This window comes from Tepidanaerobacter acetatoxydans Re1 (genome assembly GCF_000328765.2).
GTDB lineage: Bacteria > Bacillota > Thermosediminibacteria > Thermosediminibacterales > Tepidanaerobacteraceae > Tepidanaerobacter > Tepidanaerobacter acetatoxydans.
Genome location: NC_019954.2, coordinates 936,918 through 957,744 on the forward strand (window position 1 = coordinate 936,918; position 20,827 = coordinate 957,744).

At 36.9% G+C, this 20,827-nt stretch carries 19 protein-coding genes, 1 pseudogene and 1 riboswitch; of the genes and pseudogenes, 18 read left to right on the plus strand and 2 right to left on the minus strand.

Annotation, left to right across the window (positions count from 1 at the left end; all coding sequences use genetic code 11):
* The first annotated feature begins 60 nt into the window (after positions 1-60).
* Together TEPIRE1_RS04365 and trmL are read left to right on the plus strand one after the other, a co-directional pair.
* On the plus strand, positions 61-888 hold the full coding sequence (locus tag TEPIRE1_RS04365; RefSeq protein WP_013777962.1) for a histidinol-phosphatase: 828 nt from the start codon (positions 61-63) through the stop codon (positions 886-888).
* A gap of 27 nt (positions 889-915) precedes the next feature.
* Positions 916-1,398, plus strand: a complete 483-nt coding sequence (gene trmL, locus TEPIRE1_RS04370) for a tRNA (uridine(34)/cytosine(34)/5-carboxymethylaminomethyluridine(34)-2'-O)-methyltransferase TrmL (protein ID WP_015295119.1) — start codon at positions 916-918, stop codon at positions 1,396-1,398.
* Between the two features lie 68 nt (positions 1,399-1,466).
* Here the strand turns inward: trmL and TEPIRE1_RS04375 are convergent, their stop codons facing one another.
* Positions 1,467-3,515 carry a methyl-accepting chemotaxis protein gene (locus tag TEPIRE1_RS04375; RefSeq protein ID WP_013777964.1) on the minus strand — a complete coding sequence of 683 codons (2,049 nt, stop codon included), beginning with the start codon at positions 3,513-3,515 and terminating at the stop codon, positions 1,467-1,469.
* 136 nt (positions 3,516-3,651) lie between these two features.
* Positions 3,652-3,752, minus strand: a riboswitch (cyclic di-GMP riboswitch).
* Positions 3,753-3,875: 123 nt separating this feature from the next.
* On the opposite strand from TEPIRE1_RS04375, the gene TEPIRE1_RS13390 reads away from it, so the two are divergent.
* The 12 genes from TEPIRE1_RS13390 to TEPIRE1_RS04430 all read left to right on the plus strand — a co-directional run bounded on the left by TEPIRE1_RS13390 (position 3,876) and on the right by TEPIRE1_RS04430 (position 14,267).
* Positions 3,876-4,022: a TRAM domain-containing protein gene (locus tag TEPIRE1_RS13390; protein ID WP_013777965.1), complete on the plus strand. Its 147-nt coding sequence runs from the start codon at positions 3,876-3,878 to the stop codon at positions 4,020-4,022.
* Between the two features lie 147 nt (positions 4,023-4,169).
* On the plus strand, positions 4,170-5,879 hold the full coding sequence (locus TEPIRE1_RS04380) for an IS1634 family transposase (protein ID WP_013777966.1): 1,710 nt from the start codon (positions 4,170-4,172) through the stop codon (positions 5,877-5,879).
* 155 nt (positions 5,880-6,034) lie between these two features.
* Positions 6,035-7,417, plus strand: a complete 1,383-nt coding sequence (rlmD, locus tag TEPIRE1_RS04385) for a 23S rRNA (uracil(1939)-C(5))-methyltransferase RlmD (RefSeq protein WP_013777967.1) — start codon at positions 6,035-6,037, stop codon at positions 7,415-7,417.
* A 477-nt stretch (positions 7,418-7,894) separates the two neighbouring features.
* On the plus strand, positions 7,895-8,200 hold the full coding sequence (locus TEPIRE1_RS04390; protein ID WP_013777968.1) for an AbrB/MazE/SpoVT family DNA-binding domain-containing protein: 306 nt from the start codon (positions 7,895-7,897) through the stop codon (positions 8,198-8,200).
* Positions 8,197-8,931 carry an ABC transporter ATP-binding protein gene (locus TEPIRE1_RS04395; protein WP_013777969.1) on the plus strand — a complete coding sequence of 245 codons (735 nt, stop codon included), beginning with the start codon at positions 8,197-8,199 and terminating at the stop codon, positions 8,929-8,931. The genes TEPIRE1_RS04390 and TEPIRE1_RS04395 overlap by 4 nt, the downstream gene beginning before the upstream one ends.
* Positions 8,928-9,665 (plus strand): ABC transporter permease, encoded by a 738-nt coding sequence (locus TEPIRE1_RS04400; protein WP_013777970.1) that lies wholly within the window; start codon positions 8,928-8,930, stop codon positions 9,663-9,665. The genes TEPIRE1_RS04395 and TEPIRE1_RS04400 overlap by 4 nt, the downstream gene beginning before the upstream one ends.
* Before the next feature lie 123 nt (positions 9,666-9,788).
* Positions 9,789-10,586, plus strand: coding sequence for a class I SAM-dependent methyltransferase (locus TEPIRE1_RS04405; RefSeq protein ID WP_013777971.1), 798 nt, complete (start codon positions 9,789-9,791; stop codon positions 10,584-10,586).
* An 87-nt stretch (positions 10,587-10,673) separates the two neighbouring features.
* Positions 10,674-11,753 carry a ribosome small subunit-dependent GTPase A gene (gene rsgA, locus TEPIRE1_RS04410; protein ID WP_013777972.1) on the plus strand — a complete coding sequence of 360 codons (1,080 nt, stop codon included), beginning with the start codon at positions 10,674-10,676 and terminating at the stop codon, positions 11,751-11,753.
* A 167-nt stretch (positions 11,754-11,920) separates the two neighbouring features.
* Positions 11,921-12,199 carry a CD3324 family protein gene (locus TEPIRE1_RS04415; protein WP_013777973.1) on the plus strand — a complete coding sequence of 93 codons (279 nt, stop codon included), beginning with the start codon at positions 11,921-11,923 and terminating at the stop codon, positions 12,197-12,199.
* Between the two features lie 178 nt (positions 12,200-12,377).
* The gene (locus TEPIRE1_RS04420) at positions 12,378-13,145 is read left to right on the plus strand and encodes a class I SAM-dependent methyltransferase (protein WP_013777974.1); all 768 of its coding nucleotides are present in this window, start codon (positions 12,378-12,380) and stop codon (positions 13,143-13,145) included.
* Between the two features lie 436 nt (positions 13,146-13,581).
* A complete protein-coding gene (locus TEPIRE1_RS04425) occupies positions 13,582-13,977 on the plus strand; it encodes a HEPN domain-containing protein (protein ID WP_013777975.1) in 396 nt (131 codons plus the stop codon).
* Positions 13,947-14,267 carry a nucleotidyltransferase domain-containing protein gene (locus TEPIRE1_RS04430; protein WP_013777976.1) on the plus strand — a complete coding sequence of 107 codons (321 nt, stop codon included), beginning with the start codon at positions 13,947-13,949 and terminating at the stop codon, positions 14,265-14,267. The genes TEPIRE1_RS04425 and TEPIRE1_RS04430 overlap by 31 nt, the downstream gene beginning before the upstream one ends.
* Positions 14,268-14,371: 104 nt before the next feature.
* Here the strand turns inward: TEPIRE1_RS04430 and TEPIRE1_RS04435 are convergent, their stop codons facing one another.
* The gene (locus tag TEPIRE1_RS04435; protein ID WP_013777977.1) at positions 14,372-14,902 is read right to left on the minus strand and encodes a L,D-transpeptidase family protein; all 531 of its coding nucleotides are present in this window, start codon (positions 14,900-14,902) and stop codon (positions 14,372-14,374) included.
* 447 nt (positions 14,903-15,349) lie between these two features.
* On the opposite strand from TEPIRE1_RS04435, the gene TEPIRE1_RS04440 reads away from it, so the two are divergent.
* The 4 genes and pseudogenes from TEPIRE1_RS04440 to TEPIRE1_RS14080 form a co-directional block, all read left to right on the plus strand.
* On the plus strand, positions 15,350-16,597 hold the full coding sequence (locus tag TEPIRE1_RS04440) for a nucleotidyltransferase domain-containing protein (RefSeq protein ID WP_013777978.1): 1,248 nt from the start codon (positions 15,350-15,352) through the stop codon (positions 16,595-16,597).
* A 3-nt stretch (positions 16,598-16,600) separates the two neighbouring features.
* The gene (locus TEPIRE1_RS04445; protein ID WP_013777979.1) at positions 16,601-17,257 is read left to right on the plus strand and encodes an SEC-C domain-containing protein; all 657 of its coding nucleotides are present in this window, start codon (positions 16,601-16,603) and stop codon (positions 17,255-17,257) included.
* 14 nt (positions 17,258-17,271) lie between these two features.
* Positions 17,272-18,393: an SAVED domain-containing protein gene (locus TEPIRE1_RS04450; protein ID WP_013777980.1), complete on the plus strand. Its 1,122-nt coding sequence runs from the start codon at positions 17,272-17,274 to the stop codon at positions 18,391-18,393.
* A 1,165-nt stretch (positions 18,394-19,558) separates the two neighbouring features.
* Positions 19,559-20,448, plus strand: a pseudogene (locus TEPIRE1_RS14080) (transposase); the annotation flags it as partial.
* Positions 20,449-20,827: the final 379 nt, after the last annotated feature.

The window sequence follows — 20,827 nt, forward strand, 5'->3', positions numbered from 1 at the left end:
TCTGGGCAAGGTGTGTGAGCCAATATTAGATTTTGAAATTTGATGTAGGGAGAGAAGTTCATGGAGTTTAGAGATTTTCATGTCCATCTGGAAGAAGGACCGTTTACTGTAGACTGGATTAAAAGATTCATAGAGGTGGGAACAGCAAGAGGTGTTATTGAGATAGGATTTTCAGAACATGGACACAGATTCAAGGAGTCAGTTGGATTGCTGTCAAGTGACGGCTTTAGAGGTGAGTGGACTGCCGGGGAAGCTGCGGAAAGCATCCAAGACTACATAGAAGTAGTGGAAAAAGCCAAGAGTTTGGGTTTGCCGGTAAAATTAGGCATAGAGCTGGATTATACGCCGGAATATGAAGATGATATACGAAGATTTGCAAATTCCTATCCCTTCGATTATGTACTGGGTTCTGTACATTGGCTGGGAGATTTTGGCTTCGACCATCCGGCATTAATTCATGAATGGGAAACCTCTGATGTGGATAAAGTGTATGATGAGTATTTTGATGTATTGCTGATGGCAGTAAAGTCGGGAATTTTTGACATTATCGCACATCCTGATGTCATTAAGGTATTTGGATATAAAGCACAAAAGGACATGAGCCAGAGATATGATGAATTGGCAAGAGCCATCGACAGTATGGACTTATGTGCGGAAGTCAGCACCGCCGGACTGCGAAAACCTGTTGGAGAACTATACCCTTCACCGCTTCTTATGAAATATTTTAAAAAATATGATGTGCCAATAATACTGAATTCCGATGCTCATATCCCGGAAGATGTAGGTCGGGATTTTGATAAGGCTTTGGAGTTTGTAAAGGATTTTGGATATGACAGATTATGTTATTTTGATAAGAGAGTAAGGAAATCAGTAAGTATAACGAACTAACAAAATATGAAGGAAGATGATTTTTTAATGCTGCATGTGGTGTTATTGGAACCTGAAATACCTCAAAACACTGGCAATATTGCCAGAACTTGTGCTGCGACTGATTCGGTGCTGCACCTTATAGGGCCTTTGGGTTTCAGCTTAGACGATAAATATTTAAAAAGGGCCGGGCTTGATTACTGGTCGTTGCTGGATGTGAGATATTATGGCAGTTATTTGGAATTTGAGGAGAAAAACCCCGGCGGATGCAAATATTTTTTAACAACAAAGGCAAAGCAGTGCTATGCGGATGTAAGTTATGAACCTGACTGCTATCTGGTATTTGGAAAGGAAACGGCGGGGCTTCCGGTCCCGCTTCTTAAGGCTAACCGTGAAAGATGTATCAGAATTCCAATGACGGATGAAGCCCGCTCTCTAAATTTGTCGAATTCTGTTGCTATCGTAGTTTATGAAGCACTGCGTCAAATGGGATTTAATGGGCTTAAAACAGCGGGCCCTTCTAAAGCTTAAAGTAAAAAATACCGGCTGTGATTTACAGAATATCACGACCGGTATTTTTAATTGGAGTAAAGTTCTTTTTATACTTTAAACTTGTTAACAAGCACTAGGAGATCTTCGGCAAGCTTTGCCAAATCTTGAGATGATGCGGATATACTTTCCATAGTAGCTGTTTGTTCTTCTGTTGAAGCTGAAACCTCTTGGGTTCCGGCAGCAGTTTCTTGGGAAATACTGGATATATCATAAATCATGCGGACTATGGTATCTATATGACTATATTGCTCCGCCAATTCACTTGAAATATTTTTAGCTCTGTCTGCAACCTTGTTTATTTCTGTTATCAGGGTATCAATATGGTCATTTATGTCTTGAATGAGCTCCTGCCCTTCCTCTACTTCCTTTTTGCTGTCAGCCATGGAGTTTACGGCAAACTTACTGCTGCTTTGGATAGTCTTAACTATATTTGATATTTCTTTTGCCGCTTCACCAGACTGCTCGGCAAGTTTGCGTACTTCATCGGCTACAACCGCAAAGCCCCGGCCGTGCTCACCGGCTCTGGCTGCTTCAATTGAGGCATTTAAAGCGAGCAGGTTAGTCTGGTCTACAATCTCACTTATAATACTGGTAATATTGCCTATTTCGCGCAGTTTTACGTCAAGATCCTCCATTATTCGATTTGAATCATCGACTGATGTTTTTATTGAATCCATTTTATCTTTAGACAGGCGAATTTTCTGCTGGCTTTCCTGTGCCTTTTGCGTCATATTCTCTGCTGAACTTGCTGTTGAGCGTGCATTTTCCTCTACATTGCCGTTGGAGATAACCAGTTGATTTACAACTTCGGATATTTCTTCTAATTTTTTGGCCTGATCATTGGCTCCTACAGCTATTTGCTCCACTGCTTCAGCTACCTGTTGAGCTGATAATGAGCTTTGTTCGGCACCGGAAGCAAGCTCCTCAGCCGAAGCCGAGAGATTTTCAGCAGCAACAATGACCTCTTGAACCAAGTTTTTTAAATGTAAGGTCATCGTATCAAACGAAGCGGCAAGTGCACCGATTTCTGTGTTGTCTTTTAATTTTACAACACCTGTAAGGTCATTATTGGCCACACTTTGTGTAACATGAAGCAGAGCTTGTAATGGGTTCGTTATAATACGTCCAAGCAGCATGCTTAAGCCAAGACTGATGAGTGCAACTATCAAAGATATAGTTGCAACAGTTTTAGTTATAGACGATATATGGGCAAAAGCTTCATCTGTAGGCTGCTGTACAAATATTCCCCAGTCCAGCAGCTTATAGTTGCCAAAGGCTACGAATTGCTCTTTTCCTTCGTCATCCGTATATGTAGTAAATCCTTTTTCGGAATTTAAGGCCTTTTTTACGAAGTCATATTTTGAATAATTTTCTCGGGCTTTAACAAATTTGTAATCTTTATGAGCTACTACGGTACCATCCTTGTCGGTAATAAAAGCAAAGCCTTCTTCGCCTACTTTCATATTCATTACTATTCGCGTCAAACTTACCAAAGATACATCCGCACTGATTACACCAATAGGTTGGCCAGTATCTGATAAAATAACATTGGAAATCGAAACAATAGAGTTTCCAGACATAGAGTCTACCCTGACATTAGAAATGAAATTTCCTTTAGCCTCTAAAGCACCGTTGTACCAAGCCTCATCAGCAAGATTATAGTTATCCGGAAAAGTTGCAAAAGGCACGGCAAAAACACTTTGATCTTCAATGTTTGCAACATATATGCGGAGAACTTGAGGGTTTTGCTGAGCTACGTCATACAAAAACGAAGATATTTGGTCTTGATCCATAGTCCTTACGGTTTTAGTACTTGCGATAAAAGCAACAAGGTTTTTGTTTTGTTCAATGAAAAGGTCTATGTTGTCATTTAAGTTATTTACTATTATATTTGCCTTATCTTGGACTTCGCTTGTGATTGCATCCCTAAATATATATGTAACTACAGCACCCATGCATATAAGAGGAATAATTGACATAAGGACAAAGAAAGCTGCCAGCTTAGTTCTTAAGCTGCTCTTGACATTGGTCGTAATATTTTTTGATTTTTTTGGTTGTTTTTTGTCCCGCTTTAGTTTTAGTGGCTTAATTTTCAAAAATATGACCCCCTCAAATATTATTGTGATTATAAATCAGAAAATAAAATAAATAAAAGCAAAAGCCCTAATGGGCATTTTAATAGATTACATAAACAAAGGCAATTATAGGTTACTCCCTTAAAAGCCTTCGCTTACCAGCAGCCTGGCTGCCATAGTTTTTCGCGAAAAAGCCAGAAAAACTTTAGGCCCATGGCTTTGCGCCCACCTCTTTGGAGGAGTTTGCCAAATTATATCTTTCTACTAATTATATCTAATGCTGTAATATTATACAAGCAAAACCGCCGACAAAATATTGGATTTTTTTATTATCAATGTTACAATTTAAAAAGCAGCATTGATTAGACTGGAGGAAGTTTTTTGAAAAATAAAATAAAAGCAGCATTGCAGCTAAACGGTCGTTATGAAGTGCAAATAGAAAAGATGGCGCATGAGGGGCAGGGAATAGGAAAGATAGATGGCCTTACCGTTTTTGTGGAAGGTGCAGTGCCCGTCTTTAGACTTTAACACCATGAATATTTAGGAGCAATCAAAATATAAAACATAAGAAATCGGCGCAAATATGCGCTTTTTTTATTCTAAAAGTACTTGCAAAAAAATCTTTCTTGGTGTATGATTAATGGTGTTAAATGGTGTTCTGAGAGGGGGCGCTCTATGGCTTACTTCCTTAAAAAATCAAACCTAAAAAAAGGGGTCTATCTTCAGATCTATGAATCTTTCTACAACCGCGACAAAAAGGAGACCGCACATAAATCATATATGGCTCTCGGCTACGTACAGGACCTGATCGACGCTGGTATCCCTGACCCAATTGCCTATTATTCCGATGTCGTCAAGCAGATGAACATAGACGCAAAGCGCATTAAAGAAGAAAGTAAGGCAAGGCAGATCGCTGCATCCCCTGAAAGGCACCTCGGCTATTTTCTTTTACAAAATATTTATAAAAGCCTACATGTCTCCAATTATCTGGATCTAATGCAATCCGTTAGGGACTTCCGTTTCAAGCTTTCCGATCTAATGGAAGCCCTCATATACAGCAGGGTGGTTGACCCACGCTCCAAAAGCAGAACCTGCCATGATATTCTCCCCAAGCTGTATGAGTCTTATGGGCTTACTTATGACCAAATCTTAGATGGCGTCGAGTACATGGGCCATGAATACGAAAAAATTATTGAGATCTTCAACCACCAGGTCAACCTTAAATATCCCCTAGATGCATCTACCACTTACTTTGACTGCACAAATTTCTATTTTGAGATCGACAAGGAAGATGAATTCAGAAGGAAGGGGCCTTCAAAAGAAAACAGGCATGACCCCATCATCGGACTGGGGCTGCTGCTGGATGCAAACCAGGTTCCCATCGGGATGAAACTCTACCCCGGTAACGAAAGCGAAAAGCCCGTTATTCGCCAGGTCATAAAAGAACTCAAGGAAAGGAACCAGATATCCGGCAGGACGGTGCAGGTCGCCGACAAAGGCCTTAACTGCGCAAACAACATCATCAGTGCCCTGAAAAACAAGGACGGCTACCTTTTCTCGAAATCGGTGAAGCAACTCCCCGAAACTGAAAAGACGTGGGTCCTCTTAAAGAACGACTACAAAAAAATCACTGACAGCAATGGTACGCTACTCTACGAGATCAAGGAATGCATCGATGAATTTCCTTACACCTATACAGACGAAAATGGGAAGAAACATACCGTCAGGCTGAAGGAAAAAAGAGTTGTCACCTACAACCCCAAGCTGGCGGAGAAAAAGAAGTATGAGATAAACAGAATGGTTGAAAAAGCAAAAATGCTAAAAGCAAGTCAGGCAAAGAAGAGTGAATTCGGCGAATGCAGCAAATATGTCACCTTTGGTTGTGCCGACCCCAAAGGGAATGCCATCGACGGCAAGGTAAGGGTAACCATTAACCGGGAGGCCATTGACAGGGATTTAGAGCTGGCTGGCTATAATCTCCTTGTCACGTCAGAAACCAAAATGAAAGCAGATAATATATATAACACCTACCATAACCTCTGGAGGATTGAGGAATCGTTCAAAGTGATGAAATCCTACCTTGATGCACGTCCTGTCTACTTGCAAAAGACAGCATCCATCCATGGGCATTTCCTGGTCTGCTATCTGTCTGTACTCCTCATCAGGCTCTTGAAATTCAAAGTGCTAAAAAACAAATACTGCACGGAGAGGCTTATTAATTTCATCCGGGAGTTCCGGGTTGTAGAATTGGAACAGGATAAGTATGTGAATATCACGGCTTCTTCTGATTTCATAAAAAGCCTGGCGGCTGAGCAGGGATTACCAATTACTAATTATTTCCTTAATGAGTCACAAATAAAAAAGATGCTAAAGCACAGGTTTTGAGCTTTAGCACCATTTTTTTATTTTTATTCCTAAAGACAGGTATTATATCTAATGCTGTAATATTATACAAGCAAAACCGCCGACAAAATATTGGATTTTTTTATTATCAATGTTACAATTTAAAAAGCAGCATTGATTAGACTGGAGGAAGTTTCTTGAAAAATAAAATAAAAGCAGCATTGCAACTAAACGGTCGTTATGAAGTGCAAATAGAAAAGATGGCACATGAGGGGCAGGGAATAGGAAAGATAGATGGTATTACCGTCTTTGTGGAAGGTGCAGTGCCGAAAGAAAAATGTCAGATAGAAATAGTTAAAGTTAAAAAGGACTATGCTATTGGACAAGTTATAAAGGTACTTACACCTTCACCCGACAGAAAAGTTCCTCAATGCATAAATGCCGACAAATGCGGTGGCTGCAATCTTCAACATATGACCTACGAAGCTCAGCTTTTGTTTAAGACTTCAAAAGTAAAAGACAGCTTAAAACGAATCGGACATATTGATGCCGAGGTTATAGATACGATAGGCATGCAGCAGCCTTGGCACTATAGAAACAAATCCCAATATCCCGTTGCCAAGCAGGGCAACAGCACGGTAATGGGTTTTTATAAAAAGCGAAGCCATGACATCGTAGACTTAGAAAATTGCTTAATACAACATCCCATAAGTGATAAAGTAATGCAAATTATAAAGAGATGGTTAACGAGGTATGATATTTCGATATATGATGAGTTAAAACATGAAGGCTTAATTCGCCATGTGATGGTAAGAGTTGGCAATAAGAGCAAAGAAGTGATGGCTGCATTGATTGCAAACGGAAAAGAAATTCCTCACACAGATGATTTAATAAAAATGCTTCAGTGTGACATACCAGGTTTCAAGAGCCTTATATTAAATATTAATACTAAAAAAACCAATGTAATAATGGGTGAGAAAAACATTACATTATATGGCAGCCCATATATATATGACTATATAGGCGACATTAAATTTAGGCTTTCACCTCTATCATTTTTCCAAGTCAATCCGATACAGGCAGAAGTCTTATACAATAAAGTGCTGGAATATGCAGGCATTACCCAAGATGAAATTGTTCTCGATCTATACTGCGGCACAGGAACCATTACACTATTTTTAGCCCAAAAAGCAAAAAAAGCTTATGGAATAGAGCTGGTTTCACAAGCTGTAGCCGATGCCCGCCTAAATGCCAAAATAAACGGTATTAATAATGCGGAGTTTATAGAGGGGGCGGCTGAGGCAGTTCTACCAAAAATGGCAGAGGAAGGCATTAAACCCGATATAATAGTAGTAGACCCTCCCCGCCGCGGATGTGATGAAAAAACCCTAAAAACCATAACAAAAATATCCCCCAAAAAGATTATCTACGTCTCATGCAATCCTGCCACCCTTGCAAGAGATTTACGCTATCTCGAAGATAAGGGATACAAAACCCAAAAAGCCCAACCCGTTGATATGTTTCCGCAGACAAGCCATGTGGAGTGTGTGGTGTTGATGACAAATGTAAAAAACAAATAAGCGCCTGAAAAATGGCTTAAATTCAGGGTTTTCCGGCAATTTGCTACCCGCCGAAAATGTGCCTTTCGGCGGCGGAGATGCCGGGAAGCCCTGTATTTTTATGTGTGCGATTGTTCGCGGAAATACATCCACAGCCTTTCGGGGCGGCTTCCGGCGGGCGGGGTTGTGTAGACGGAAAAGATGGAAATTGAAATGATTTGATGAGTTCGCGGGAACATGTCTACAGTGATTTTTAGTTTTTTGTATATTTTTCTCGCCTCTGCCAAGTTATATCACGTTAATATTGTTGATAAAATGTTGATTTGTGAAAAAAGTCAGCTTACAAAAACAAATATAGGATATTTATATTTTGCGGAGTTGCGAATTTTGCAACTCCATTTTATTTATATTTGGCAGTACAAGCAATTGACGGAATTCAAAGCCAATGGTATAATTAGTTATACAATTATAACTAATAAAACAAAATGGAGGTTAATTATGAAGAACAAGTCCAAGGACAATAGTAAATATATGAGCTCGGTCAAGGTGGGGCCAAAAGGACAGATTGTAATTCCCAAGGAAGTGCGTGATATGTTTGGTATTGAATCCGGCGATACATTGATTTTACTTGCTGATGCTCAAAAGGGTATCGCAATTGAAAGAATGGGTATTTTCAGCAAAATTGCAGATGCCATTTTAAGCGGAAAAGGTAAAGAAATTTATCCCGAGCAAAGCGAGGAAGACAGCTTAACTTTTGCAAAGGAAATTAAAAAAATCAGCGATAGTGAGGAGGCAAAGGAATGATAGCAATTCAAACAATCAATCTTACAAAAAAATACAAAGGGAAAATAGCCGTCAATTCTCTGAACCTAACCATTGAGCAAGGAGAGCTGTTTGCTTGGTTGGGTCTAAATGGTGCAGGAAAAACAACCACAATAAAAATGCTATCATGCCTTACTAAACCAACAAATGGTGATGCGATAATTTTAGGCAATAGCATTATTTCAAATCCAATCAAAGTAAAAGAATTGATCAATGTTTCACCTCAGGAAACTGCAATAGCCCCGAATCTGACTGTTCGAGAAAATCTTGAATTTATTGCGGGTATATATGGAAGTGACAAGAGGCAGTCTAAGCAAAAAGCCGAAGATATCATCTCCTCTTTTGAATTATCTAGTATTACGGAGGAGAAGGCGAAAACCTTATCGGGCGGTTGGCAAAGACGACTTAGTATTGCTATGGCATTAATTTCAGAGCCACAAATTCTATTTCTCGACGAGCCTACACTCGGGCTTGACGTAGTTGCAAGGCGAGAGCTTTGGAGTGTTATAAAAAGATTGAAGAACAAGGTTACGATTATTTTGACTACCCATTATCTAGAAGAAGCAGAGTCTTTAGCTGACCGAATTAGCATTATGGCAAAGGGCGAACTAAAATCAATTGGCACACCAAATGAGCTGATATCCAAAACAAATACTGCAAGATTTGAAGATGCCTTTATTGCACTTGCAGGAGAAGGGGGTATACGGATATGAAAACTTTAGCGTTTGCTTCGCGAAACAGTAAGGAGATTTTGAGAGATCGCCTTAATTTAGCCTTTGGCATTGGTTTCCCTGTCGTTTTGCTACTACTGCTGACGATAATACAGTCTAATATTCCTGTTGTATTATTCCCAATTGACCAACTTACTCCTGGGATTGCGGTTTTCGGGCTTTCATTTATTTCACTTTTTTCGGGCTTGTTAATCGCAAAGGACAGAACCAGTTCATTTATGCTACGCTTATTTACCGCTCCACTTACTTCAAGTGATTTTATATTTGGCTATACGCTTCCACTGCTTCCGATGGCAATATTGCAGGTTGCCGTGTGCTTTGCTGTGGCATTTTTTCTGGGATTGGGCGTCAGCATAAATGTAGTGCTTGCGATTATTGTGCTAACTCCGGCGGCACTTTTGTTTATTGCAATAGGTTTGCTTTGTGGTAGTTTATTTAACGAAAAGCAAGTGGGCGGTGTATGCGGAGCATTGTTAACAAATTTGAGCGCATGGCTTTCCGGTACTTGGTTTGACCTTGATTTGGTCGGCGGTGCATTCAAAGTAGTTGCAGGTGCATTACCGTTCGTACATGCTGTTAAGGCAGGAAGAGCTGCACTTTCGGGTAATTATTCTTCCATTTTTCCGGATTTATGGTGGGTAATCGTATATGCAGTTGTTATTATGGTGGTTGCCATACTTGTATTTACGAGAAAGATGAATAGTGATAATACATAAAGATTATGAGGATCATGGGAAAATAATAATATATTCATCCATAGGGAAAGGAGAAACGGTTCATATTACGCGAATAGTCGGCAGGAATAACATCGATAAGGGAGGACAAAAAATTAGGCGTTTTTGGTTTATGTAGAAAAGAAGGCTGAAAAGCTGAGGATTTATAATATCGAAACTGTCATTGACGCGAAAGATGGTTATGACTTCACTAAACTAAAAATCCCTAGAAAAACAACCTTATTACTTTGCTTAAGAGCGAAGAAGTTAGATGACTATACACGAGAATTTTTATCCTGTTATCCAAGGAGTATTGTTATTCATTTAGGATGTGGTCTTGATAGCCGTTGCATCAGGGTCGATAAAGGCGAAGCGGAGTGGTATGATTTAGATATGCCTGGCGTTATAGACCTTAGGCGAAAGTTCTATAAGGAAACAGATACGTATCACTTGATTCCTTCTTTCGTTACTGACTTTAGTTGGATAGACGAAATTTTGTCAAAAGATCGCCCCGTAATGGTAATTGCGGAGGGGTTGTTCATGTACCTGAAAGAGGAAGAAGTAAAGGCATTGATCCTCAAATTAAAGGAAGCTTTTCCAGGATGCGATCTCGTATTTGATGCATTTAGTACTTTAACGGCGAAGAATGCCCAAAAACATCCATCACTTAACAAAACTGGGGCTACCATTCATTGGGGAATCGATGATGCCAAAGCAATTGAAGAATGGGCAGAAGGTATAAGTTTAAAGGAAGAGTGGTTTTTTACGCTAGCTAAGGAGATTAATAAGTTAGGGTTAGGATATCGACTTGCGTTCAAGATAGCTGGCCTTTTCACAGCATCTAAAAAGGCACATCGAATTTTATATTACAACTTGGGTAATCATGAAAGGAGAAATGGTTCATGTTACGCAAAGAGTCAGTAGAAATTGTATTGATAAGGGAGGTTAGTATAGAAAATTAATCTGAAAACCTTCCAAAGGATATTTTATAAACACGTTTTGGAGGAGAAAATGAATTATATCAATTTAAGAAGATACGGATTAAGTGATAGATTTGAGCAGGAAGCTGCTTGCTATGAAGGTATGTTCTTGGCAAGGGTTTCTGAGCAAAATCATTGTTTGTATAAAGTAATTAGTGAACAGGGAGAACTTCAAGCAAGCGTTTCCGGAAAACTGGCTTATAATGCAGGCGATAGCATGAGTTTTCCGGCTGTCGGTGATTGGGTTATGATTGATAGGCCGGATGGGAATGCCGGGAATGCAATTATTCGCCATATACTCAAACGAAAAAGTGCTTTTGTAAGAAAAGCAGCAGGTACATCTAATACAACGCAAATTGTGGCGGCAAACATTGATGTGATTTTTATTTGTATGTCATTAAATGCTGATTTTAATTTGCGGCGGTTGGAACGGTATTTGTCGATTGCATGGGATAGTATGGCAACGCCTGTTATTGTCCTAACAAAAGCGGATTTGTGCGATGATTTACAACAAAGGCTTATTGAAATTGCATCAGTAAGCATAGGAACAGACGTGATTGTATGTTCCTGCATGGAGGAAAATGGATATCAAAGCGTTAACTCCTATATTTCCGAAGGTAAAACTATTGCTTTCGTCGGTTCTTCAGGAGTTGGCAAATCAACTTTGATTAACCGCCTTATGGGGAGGGATATCCTTGTTACAAAGGAAATTCGCAAAGATGATGACAGAGGGCGACATGCCACGACACACCGCCAGCTTCTTATCCTGCCGAACGGAGGCATAGTAATTGATACGCCCGGTATGCGGGAATTACACCTTTATGCTGGTAATCTTCCAAAGGCATTTGAAGATATAGAGGAATTGGCTACACATTGCAAATACAAAGATTGTTCCCATGTTGCGGAACCGGGCTGTGCAATAAAAAGAGCAATTGAAGCAGGTGAACTATCGGAAAAACGTTTTGAGAATTATATGAAGCTGCAAAAGGAAATAGAATACGAGGGGCTTAGCTCACGTCAGTTGGAACAAGAAAGAATTAGAAGAATGTTCGGAAGCAAGGGGGAAATGAAACGGGCTATAAGGCGTGCAAAAAATAAAAATAACAGGTAAGATTGATTGTGTAATATTATTTTTGCAAAAGGGAGGAAGAATTGTTTGATTAAAATGGAGTCGGTTCGTTATGCGTAGCAAAGGCTATCGCATAGCATCGAAAACTTGAGATTTGATATATGTATAGCCTTTGCTCATTCCTAAAAAATCGAATTAGGAGGAGCATAATGAGCTATATTAGAGCGATTGATGTATTGCCAGAAGAATTAATAGATAAAATTCAAAACTATGTTGATGGTGAATACATTTATATTCCAAGAAAAGAAGTCAATAGAAAAGCTTGGGGTGAAATGACCAAGAGCAAAGAGGAAATTGCCGCTAGAAATATGGAGATATACAAAAAATACAAATCTGGTGTATCTATTACATCTCTTTCGGAGGTTTATTATTTATCACCTAAAAGCATACAGAAAATTATTGCAAAAATAAAAGCGGAAAACAAATGATAAAGTGCACCATGGAGTGAAAGCTGCATGGTGCATTTTTGTTTCTGAAAAGTGTTTGCGGTTGTTCTCCAAAAAAACCTTATATATAATTTACTTAAATAATAACAGCCAAACAATTGATAATGCGTATGTAATTATCCAGTAGTCATTATTTTAAATATAAAGGAGGAGTATGATAATGGAAAAAATAACAATCCACGAATTTGATTTTGCCCTCATCAATGAATTTTTCGTTGAGCTTGAACGGCAGGGACCCGGCAGCCCCGAACAAACCATCAAGGCATTAGGGTTTATCGATAATCTTTCAAACAAAACAAAAATTGCCGATTTAGGCTGTGGCACAGGCGCCCAAACAATGGTTCTGGTACAAAATACAGAAGCAACCATCACCGCCCTCGACCTTTACGACGGTTCGATTGATAAACTTAACGCAACAGCCAGAAAACTTGGTTTGCAGAACAGAGTAAAAGGTATTGTCGGTTCAATGGATAATTTACCGTTTCAGAATGACGAATTTGATATTATATGGTCTGAGGGGGCTATTGCCAATATTGGTTTTGAAAAAGGCTTGAATTACTGGAAACGCTTCCTAAAAAAAGGCGGTTATATTGCCGTAACATATGAGTCATGGTTTACCGACGAACGCCCCGCTGAAATTGAGAAGTGGTGGTTAGACGCAGTTCCTGAAATGGGCACAATAGGATATAATATTTCCATCATGCAAAAAACAGGTTATATTCCTGTTGCAGCATTTACGCTGCCTGAAAATTGTTGGATAGACAATTATTTTATTCCGCAAAAAGCAAGGCAAGAGGAATTCTTGAAAAAACATGTGGGAAATAAAACCGTTGAGGATATGATTGCATTTTTGAGGCGTGAGGCAGACTTGTATTCAAAATACAAACAGTATTATGGATATGTATTTTATATTGGGAAAAAGATGTAAATTAAGCTCTTTCAAAATTTGCCGAAGGACACCAGGGTGCGCTCATGGGTATAAACAGCGCTGTCGAAATTCTGGGCAAGGTGATAGGGCTGCTTTGGAGAGATGAAAAGGTGCCAGATGAAAAGGTGCCTGGCACCACCCGAATTTTGTCGAAACTCAGATAAGGAGAACTAACCTTTTGGGATTGGTTCTTCTTTTTTCATGCGTATTAGTTTTACTTGGGATAATATGTTAAACTGAAAAAAATCTGCTTGAACATTGATTCAGACTTTTCGTATTATGGTATAATATTATTAGATGATTCTTTCGTTTTGGGAGGAAATACAATACTTAAATGATGATATTAGAAAATTTTAAGGTTGTCTTATAATAAGTTACTTCGGCAGTAGTAGGTTATCTAGGTATAAGTTGCAATTATACAAGGGTCGGTGAAATAATGGATAAAGACACCATAATCAATTATTGGGTCGACACATCAAATCGAGATTATCAAACCATGCTAAATTTATATAAAAGTAAAGATTATCATTGGAGTTTATTCATAGGGCATTTAGTTATAGAAAAATTGCTTAAAGGCATATATGTAAAAAATGTTGACGACAATCCACCTAGGATACATGATTTGCTAAGATTAGCGGAAAAGGCCAAGATTAATACTACGGAAGAGCAGAAAGATACATTAGATCTTATTACAACTTTTAATATAAATGCTAGATACCCAGATTACAATCAAAGTTTTTATAAAAAATGTGACCATGAGTTTACCACAAATAATATTGAAAAGATAAAGGAGTTGAGGAAATGGCTTCTTTTAATAGTAAAGAAAGAATAGAAGAAATAGTTGCAAATTATAGTAGATTAGTTAAAAAGGAAATGGATGTAAAACACATTTATTTATATGGTTCATATGCGAAAGGCAACTATTCATCCGATAGTGATATTGATATAGCAGTAGTTGGAGATGATTTTAGTGGAGATCCAGTAGAAGATACTTTAAGGTTAATGAAATTAAGAAGAAAAATAGATAATAGGATTGAACCTAGGCCATTTAAAACTAGTGATTTTAGCACATCAAACCCACTAGCTAGAGAAATAATGAAAACCGGGATAAAAGTGGAATAGGATACCAGGAAGCCTTTGAAAAATGCATAAAAGAAATGGTTGTATCCGTTATGGTAGATCTATTGAACGATCTAGCCAGTTTTATTGCATTTGGTTTTTAAAGATTATCCAAAGTGTGATATTCCCAACTCTTTATAGGTGGCTGCGTCTACCTTTCCGGACGGGTAAAGCCCTTTAGCTTTTTGAAAGGCCAGAACGGCTTTTTGGGTTTCATGTTCATAGATTCCGTCATAAGCACCGTTATAAAAGCCATAACCGGCAAGACGCTTTTGCACTTCCAGCACATCAGAACCCCTAGAGCCCTGTGATAAAGTATTTAAACCGAAGGTAAAAGGTCCATCTACACCCCCAACCATAAATACTTTTGTACCGATTGTGACCCATTCGTAGACTTGCTCAACATGTGTATTATACATTCGGATACAACCGCTGGATTCAAAAGTGCCTATGCTCCAAGGCTTATTAGTACCATGTATTCCGTATATTCCCCAAGGAACGCTTAACCTCATCCAACGCGAACCAAACTCTCCGCTCCAAATATCTTTTTGAGTTATGGTAAAGACGCCTATAGGTGTCGGCGTGTTAAATTTCCCTACTGCTACTGGGAATTGTTTAAAAGGTTTGCCGTCATCCAAAACTATATATAAAGGTGCCTGGCACCACCCGAATTTTGTCGAAACTCAGATAAGGAGAACTAACCTTTTGGGATTGGTTCTTCTTTTTTCATGCGTATGAGTTTTACTTGGGATAATATATTCATAAGGGTATTATATAAAAAAACTCATTCGAAGAAAAATATTTCTAAGGTCATAAAAGATAAGATTAAAGAATATGTAAATAAAAACCATATAAGTTAGTATATCTATATGTTTTTTTGATTTGGATTTGCATACCGATATTAATAAAATTTACTAATATAAAAATTCCTAACAAATGCACTGCATACTAGATGTAGCAGTATAAACAAAAATAAAACGCAACATATTGTGGTTTTGCTTGACATTATTAATTTCATATATTAGAATGGTAATAGATAGTACATATTCCAAAATATAACAAAATTTGATATTTAGAGGTGCAAAATGGAATCTATAAATAAAGGGTTAATTTTTGAAGAAATAGGGAAACAACTTGATATTTCACCAACAATGTATAAATTAGCTGTTGAGAGATATACAGCAGTTGCTGAATATTTGGAGGAAAATGATCTCAAAGCTCATTTCTATCCTCAAGGTTCGTTTAGATTAGGTACTGTCACAAGGCCAATAAGGAACGGTATTGAAAGTGACTACGATATTGATTTGGTATGTCAGATACTAGTAGATAAAAATAATACAAGCCCATCGACAATAAAAAATACTGTAGGAAATCTGTTAAGGAAAAATAAAAGGTATAAAAAAATTCTTGATGAAGAAGGGCGTAGGTGTTGGACTCTCATATATGCAGAAAAAGATGGTATTGGTTTTCATCTTGACATTTTGCCTTCAATAAGAGAGAGCATTGAAATCATTGAGAGTTTAATAAAGGAATATAATCTAGCTCCAAGATATGCGGAATCAGCAATAGCTATAACAAATAAAAATAAGATTGATAATCTATATAATTGGGAATCTAGTAATCCTAATGGATATGGGCTTTGGTTTGATGAAATAAATAAATCTTTTTATGACTTAGTTGAAAAGAGTACAAGAAAACAGATATATGAAAACAACAGAGACATCTTTGCATCAATTGATGATGTACCACCACAATTGATTAGAACACCTTTGCAAAGAGTGATTCAAATACTCAAAAGACATAGAGACCTAAGATTTAATGGACATAAGCTTGAAGATGATAAACCTATTTCAATGATAATAACAACATTAGTTTCTCAAATTGCTAAAAATGAAAATTGCCTAACTACTGATATATTTGTATTATTAAAATTCATTGCCTTAAAATTAGCTCAATATGCAATACTTCTAAGCAATATTGAGATATCACAACAACAGTATGCTGTAATTAAAAGAGATATATATACAGGTAAATGGTACATTTCTAATCCAGTAAATCCAGCTGAAAATTTTGCTGACAGATGGCATGAAAATGATAACAGAAAAGCAAAAGCATTTTTCCAATGGGTTAATTGGGTGTATTTAGATTTAATTCAAAATATGGATAAACCTGGCTTTGATATTAATTCACTGAAGAATGTTTTAGGTAATAATGTAGTTGAAAAAGCTAATGCGAAATATCAATCTTTGCTTTTACAACATCATAACGATTGCATGCAAAGTTCATCACTTTCTACTGTAAATATAACTAGTCCAGGTAAGCCTTGGGGGTAAAAAATGAATATAAAAGAAGTTATAGAAAATCAATTTAAGGAGTTAATAAAGAAATATCCTAGTTTCATTCTTTACTGGGAAGATGATATAGGAATAGTTAAAGGAGAATTAAATTTTAAGGCTTTATATAATGGAGTTGTAATTGCAGATACTTATACTATAAAAATTGAGATCCCTTCTACTTATCCAAGCAATTTGCCAATGACAAAAGAGATTGGTGGAAGGATACCTTTAAATTTTCATAGGTTAGCAAATGATTATCTTTGTTTAGAAGTTCCAACTAAGATGAAGATTATTTTTATGCAGAACCCTACATTACTTTTTTACGTTGAGAAGTTTGTAGTTGAGTATTTGTATGGGTTTAGTTATAAAGAAAAATTTGGACGTCTTCCTTATGGAGAACATCCTCACGGAAATGCAGGAATAATAGACTTTTATAAAGAATTATTTGGTGTTACTGATATAAATAGTATTTTAAAATTTCTCAAAATACTTTCAAATAGTAATTATAGAGGGCATCACTTATGCCCTTGTAATAGTGAAAAAAAGTTAAGAAATTGCCATGGTAAAACTATTAGAGAATTAATGCAACTAGATATTGCATATATGTTTCGATTTGATTTGGATGTTATTTTGAGAAGTAAAACAAATAGATTTTAAGCTGGGGGTATTGTATGTCAAAAGCTAAGATTCCACAAAAAGTAATTCAAACTTTATGGGTTATAGCAGGTGGAAGATGTGAATTTGATGGATGTAATAAGCCACTTTGGTATGATATACTTACAAAAAGAGGTTGTAATTCTGCTTATGTTGCACATATAATTGCAGATTCACCTAATGGCCCACGAGGTGATGAAGTATTATCAAGTAAAAAATGTAAAGATTTAGATAATCTTATGCTTTTGTGCGATACACACCATAGAATGATTGATGATAAAGAAAATGTAGGAAGATATTCTGTTGAAGTTCTTAGACACATGAAAAAAGTTCATGAAGAGAGAATCGGATACCTAACTTCTCTTAAAGATAAAGATTTATCCCACATTATATTTTATACAGCCAATATTGGTAATAATGTTCTAAGGATTAACCCTGAAGAGGCTATTGATGCTATTCTTCCAGAATTTTTTCCAGCAGACAAAAACCCGATTGAACTGAGTTGTATAAATAGTGCATATAAAGATTATGAAGATAAGTTCTGGGATCATGAAAGGAATCAACTTAATAAAAAATATCAAACAAAGGTAAAAAGCAGGATAGAAGATGGTGAAATAAAGCATTTGTCAGTATTTGCATTGGCTCCTCAACCATTGTTAATAGAACTAGGTAGGCTAATTTCCGATATTCAACCAGCAGTAATATATCAAAAACATAGAGAACCGAATACATGGAAGTGGTTAGAGGATACAGAGCCATTTGATTATATTGTAAAAGAGCCTGAAAAACTTTATGATACAGTAGCTTTAAACTTATCATTAAGTGGAATAATTGATAATGATAGAATTATAAGCGTTCTAGGGAATGAAACATCTATATGGACAATAACGGTAAAAAATCCTAATAATGATTTGATTAAAAGCCGAAAACAGTTAAGCCTTTTTAGAAAAAATATGCGAGAAGCTTATAATAGAATTAAGACCGTTCATGGACAAAATAATAGGATTCATATATTTCCAGCATGTCCAGCTTCTATAGCCATTGAAATTGGAAGAGTGTGGATGCCAAAGGCAGATTTACCACTAGTTTTATATGACCAGAATAATAAGCATAATAGATTTATTCACGCTTTTACATAATTCTACTTTGGTAGCTTCTGCAAATTTAGAAGTAATATATTTATAACTATTTCTACTACTTCTTCCTTTCTCGCATTTGGTATTCTTATTTCGTATCCGTCTATTATTGTAATACTGATACCATTCTCTTTTATTTCAACCCTAGCTAGCAACAAATCTCTTTCCCTAAATGGAATATTTCCGAATTCTGCAGCTACCCAAGAAGTAACAGCATCTATGGAAGAACAAGCTGCATCAATGGAGGAGATCGCAAGTTCCAGCGGAGATCTATCACAATTAGCTCAGGATCTACAAAATACCATTTTAAAGTTTAAAATATAGTGTAGCTAGGAAATTACATTTAGGAGCTATGTACATAAAAGCATGACGGAGCAAAAAAGATAAAAGGCCATATGAGCGTATGAATAAGAGGTAAGTCGATGCAGATTTTGACCTAGGACTTTACGGCAAGATAGATGTATACATAGAAAGCAAGGATTATACATTATTAATAGTATTACAATTTTGATAGGTATCATTTTGCTGAAAAAGTCTTTTTGGAGAAGAAGAGTATGTAGGTTAATATAAAACCCGGTTATTTAAACTTATTAGAAAACGGGCGGTTACATGAAAAGGTAAAAGAAGTTAAACGGCATCTTACGAAATGTAATTTATATCCTTACAAATGCAATGTCAACAGGAAAGATCAGTTAGGATTTTGCCATGCTACAGATAGAGTTATAGTTTCAAGTTACTGGATGAAAAAGGTGCCTGGCACCACCCGAATTTTTAAACACTAATCACTTTATTGGTTTTATGTCAGAATATGATTTATGGATGTTTATATTTGGTGCTTTTTTAAGTATTATTATTAGCATTCTACTTATTCTAAAATCGAAATGAAAGCGAGTTATGTTTTTACTAATCATGGTATTGCAATTAGAATTAATAATAGGTGTCCAGTTCAACTTCGTGGGCAAAGTTTAGGGTAAGATAAAAGTCATAGGATGATAGAACCTATGGCTTTTATCAAAACTTAAAAATATCCATATGGGAGAATCCATCCACCTTATACATAACAGTTCCTAGTTCACAGTTTATTCCTTACCACGTTGCTCTATAGCCCCCTAACCAACTTAGAGAAAATCTTTGTATATGATGGTATAAAAACAGGGGGCTGGCTTAAATGATAAGAAAACAATATACAGAAGAATTTAAAGAGCAAATAATTAAAGAATGCCAGGAAGTGAGAAACGTAGCCCTAGTAGCTCGCAGACACGATATTTCATCAAATACTATTCATAATTGGATTAGGAAAGCTCAAAAAAGAGGCTCAATTACTCCATTGCCGAAAAGCGAAGAAAAACGTATCCGTGAGGTAGAGAACAGATTAGAAGCTATAAGCAAAGAAAACAATACACTTAAGAAACTATTAGGTGAAAAAGAACTTGAGCTTGCAGTACTCTAGGATTTGAGGGATAGAATAAACCCTCAGTAGCCGACAAAGTTAAAATAGCTAAAAAGTGGATCAGTAAAGGCTATAGAGCATCCCTTATACTGGACTTTGTCGGGCTATCTTCATCCACATATTATGCTAATTTATCAAGAGAAAAAAGCAAACAAGAAGAAAATAATTCATCTGTTCCTTGCAAAAATGTAAGAGGAAGGAAAGTCATGGATACTCTTTAACCAAAACCGGTGAAAAGATATCTGAAAGAAATTAAAGAATGGCTGAACGAACTAATATGTGATGACGGTTTCCCCTATGGATAAAGAAATACCATTTGCCTAACAAAGAGTATAACTTGCTAATAAACCGTAAAAAGATTTATAGGCTTTGTAAAGAGCTAAATATACTAAAGCCCCAGCGAACAATACAAGGTATGATACTTCCTAAAATAAGAACGGATAACGGTCCGCAATTTACTTCCAATCTTTTTGAAGAAACAGTAAAGGAATTAGGCGTCATACATGAGAGAATTCCTGTAAAAACTTCAAACATGAATGCTCACAAAAAATCTTCATTCAATTCTAGAGGATGAATGCTACTGTCAAAACGAGTTTGAAAGTTTTATACAGCATTTATAGATGATACAGTAAAGGTCAAACCTTTTACGGCGTAATCTTTAAACTATCAATGAAAGAAATCTAAGTCCTTAGAAAGCTGGGTTTAAATATAGTAAGGTTTGGCTATGCGAACCATTGACGTGGAGAGGTGGGCATGGCAGCCTGTCACTGGTACGCCCTTCTTGGCCATGCCCCAGGGCATAAAACCATGCCCATAGAGGCTCCATGTCAATGGCAAACCGCCAAAGTTCATGTAAGAGTATGATTTCATGAGAAATACAAGGATATTATCCGGAGTTAGGGGACCAGCCCGGTATTAATGTGTCATTTGAAAAGCAGATGAAGAATGATGACATAGTTACTATGATTAAGAAATTGGTAGATTAAG